Annotated in this window: 1 protein-coding gene; it reads left to right on the top strand. The window is 47.4% G+C overall.

The genetic code is table 11. The annotated features are described in order from the left end of the window. Positions 1–340 (top strand): class I tRNA ligase family protein (locus AW165_RS18710; RefSeq protein WP_155859671.1); only part of this gene is annotated, 340 nt, incomplete at both ends.

Below are 340 nucleotides of genomic sequence, written 5' to 3'. Positions count from 1 at the left end.
GATCCAAGAAAACTGCTGGTAACTTGTGCCCTTCCGTACGCTAATGGTTCGATTCACCTAGGTCACATGCTTGAGCACATTCAAGCTGACATCTGGGTTCGCTACCAACGCCTACGTGGCAACACTGTAAACTTCATCTGTGCTGACGATGCTCACGGCACGCCAATCATGCTAAAAGCACAACAGATGGGTATTACGCCAGAAGAGATGATCGCTGCAGTGAGCGAAGAGCATCAAAAAGACTTCGCTGGCTTTGATATTAGCTTTGATAACTACCACAGCACACACTCAGAAGAGAACCGTGAACTGGCTTCTCACATCTACCTTGAGCTGAAGAAAA

The sequence above is a fragment of the Acinetobacter sp. LMB-5 genome, assembly GCF_001541635.1.
Lineage (GTDB): Bacteria > Pseudomonadota > Gammaproteobacteria > Pseudomonadales > Moraxellaceae > Acinetobacter > Acinetobacter pittii.
The sequence above is the reverse complement of the archived record's forward strand: the minus strand, read 5'-3'. Positions and strand labels throughout refer to the sequence as shown.